The following is a 2,593-nucleotide window of genomic DNA, read 5'->3' as shown; positions in this document are numbered from 1 at the left end:
TGCGTATTCCGGCGATTCCGGACACCGGTTCTTGTTTAAACCGGACACCATTATTCCTTACTTTTCTCTAGCCCTATTTTTACCCTACCTGTCCGGATTGCGCTAGTTTTCTCATGGATTCACCTTCAAGCTCGATCCTGTGGCTGTTATGAATTAGTCTGTCCAGTAAAGCATCCGCAACCGTTGCGTTGCCTATCATGTTGTACCATTCCTTCACTGGTAACTGGCTTATCATGATCGTGCTGCTGGTTTGGTAGCGATCTTCCAAAAGTTCTAGCAAATGACCTGCATGATCTGGACTTAGTCTTTCCATTCCCCAATCATCCAAGAGCAGAAGTTGCTTCCTCGACAAAGACAGCAGTTGTTTCTGATACGTCCCGTCAAGCCGTCCCGAGCTCAGATCATCAAGTAAACGGCTAAGTCGGTAATATCGAACACTGTATAGCTGGGTACATGCCTGTGCCGCGAGCGCACAAGCAACATAGGTTTTTCCTGCCCCCGTCGGCCCTGTTACCAGTATGTTCTGATGCTTTTGTAGATAACTGCCGGTTAAAAGCTCACTCATCTGAGCCCGCATTAACCCTCGTCCTTCCTTGTAGATAATTTGGCTGGGTAATGCATCCACTCGGAGCTTGGCTTGCCGCTTTAGCCGCTGGATTTTTAGCTGGTTTCGCCCCAGTAGTTCACTCTCAAGTAGTAGACTTAGGCGCTGTTCAAAGTCTAACGCTGTATAGGTCGATTGCTGCTCTCGTTGTTGCTCTAGCGCAATGACTGCATGGCTAAGGCGTAAATTTTTCAGTTGTTCATTGAGTTGTTCCATTCTTGGCTCCTAGTGGTAACTACTTGGTCCACGTACATTGCTGTGTTGGATATCGGGGGTGGACTCTGGTGAGGAAGACAAATGTCCCTCTCGATGATTTTCGAGAAGATTTTTGATAAATCTGAAGTGCGGTTTATTCATCATTAACGCGTCTTTACAGGCCTGCTCTAAGCGCTCTTCGCTATACTTCCGAGACAGATTCAACACCCCAAGACAGCTGCGGGTGGCTTGTGCCGGATGAGCTTTTGACAGCATCAGTTGCTGTATAACTTCCTTTGTCGCCGAGCCTACGTGACCCCCCCAGTTCAACAACCGCTCTGGTGACCACTTCTGATATTGATGATTACCAGGCATATGCTCGGGATAAGTACTGAGTCCATGTGGCTTTTGACTGGTCGGATGCTGCGCGATTAGGTTCCCCTGATGGTAAAGCTGTACAAGCTTGCATGTAGCCTCAAGCTCAACGTACTGACCCACTAGTTGGTGCGGGACTGAGTAATAATGCTTTTTATATTCGATGTGATAGTCCGGCCCCACCTTCGCTCTTTTGTGCTCAGTGTAGAGGTAACGCTGTGTCGGAAGGACTTTCAGTGCAGGTTTATCCAGAGCGTCGAACAATTCTTGTCGGCTGGCACCCAATTGCTTCATCTGTCGTTGATTCAGCGATCTCATTAGTTCACGGATAGTCAGGTTTAGCTCATGAAAGGTATGGAAGAGCCGGTGACGCAAACGCATCATTATCCAGCGCTCAACGATAAGAACAGCATTCTCCGCCTTGGCTTTATCCTTCGGCTTGTAGGGCCGAGCCGGCATGATGGCAGTTTGATAATGGTGTGCCAATCTCCGGTAGCTATCATTGAGTTTGGGTTCGTAACGGTCTGTTTTGGTGACAGCAGCCTTCAAATTATCAGGAACTAGAAGTGCCGGAACACCACCGAAGTGCTCGAAGGCGTTGGCATGAGCTTCCAACCAGTGTTCCAGTCTTTGGCTTTCACATGCCTCCACATAGGTGTAGTTAGACGCTCCCAGCGTTGCGACAAAGATTTGCGCGTGACGAACTTCCCCAGTATCTGGGTTCACGACCGGGATAGTGGGGCCGCAGTAATCAATAAACAACTTGTCACCCGCTAGATGAAGCTGGCGCATACTGCGTTTTTGTGTCGATAGCCAGCGACGGTAATACTCGCAAAACTGACTGTAACGGTAAGCTCTGCCTTGATATTGCTCGAGGTACTCCTCCCATAGGAGTTGTTTAGTCATACTCTTTCGTTTGAGCTCAATAAAGCATTGAGCGAAGTCGGGCATAACCTTCGACTTATCAGCCGCTTTTTCATGGTAGAGCACTTGAGCGAGCTCAGTATCAGAGCAATTGTCAGGGAGTGGCCAGTGCAAATCACTCTGCTCAAAACGTATCAAGACTTCAGATATTGTTGAACGACTAACGTTTGAGCAGGCCGCAATCCTTCTGGTCGATAAACCGCATTCATATTTAAGGCGTAACACCTCTTTGATATTCGTCATCGATGTTCTCTTTTTCGGCATTATCACTTCCTTACTACGTTTCGAGGCATAGCAAAGATAGTGAGTGATTGATTAAAAAGAGAAAAGAAGGAAATTCCGGCGTTACCGGACAGAGTTTCCGCTTAACCGGACAGGGATTCCGGAGTTACTGGAAAAATGGCCGGTTTATTCCGGAAAAGGTGTCCGGATTAAATCGGAATGAGTGTCCGGATAATCCCGGAATCGGTGTCCGGACCACTCCGGAATATGCAC

At 48.0% G+C, this 2,593-nt stretch carries 2 protein-coding genes; both read right to left on the bottom strand.

Annotated elements, in window-relative coordinates; translation table 11 throughout:
- Nucleotides 1-79 precede the first annotated feature (79 nt).
- Entirely contained in the window at nucleotides 80-820 is a 741-nt protein-coding gene (gene istB, locus J3L11_RS18645; RefSeq protein ID WP_161706528.1) for an IS21-like element helper ATPase IstB, read from the bottom strand.
- A 9-nt stretch (nucleotides 821-829) separates the two neighbouring features.
- The gene (istA, locus tag J3L11_RS18640) at nucleotides 830-2,362 is read right to left on the bottom strand and encodes an IS21 family transposase (RefSeq protein ID WP_161706529.1); all 1,533 of its coding nucleotides are present in this window, start codon (nucleotides 2,360-2,362) and stop codon (nucleotides 830-832) included.
- Nucleotides 2,363-2,593 lie beyond the last annotated feature (231 nt).

The sequence above is a fragment of the Shewanella sp. 4t3-1-2LB genome (genome assembly GCF_017368415.1).
Lineage (GTDB): Bacteria > Pseudomonadota > Gammaproteobacteria > Enterobacterales > Shewanellaceae > Shewanella > Shewanella fodinae.
Note: the sequence above shows the minus strand (reverse complement) of the source record. Positions and strands in the feature narration are given on the sequence as shown.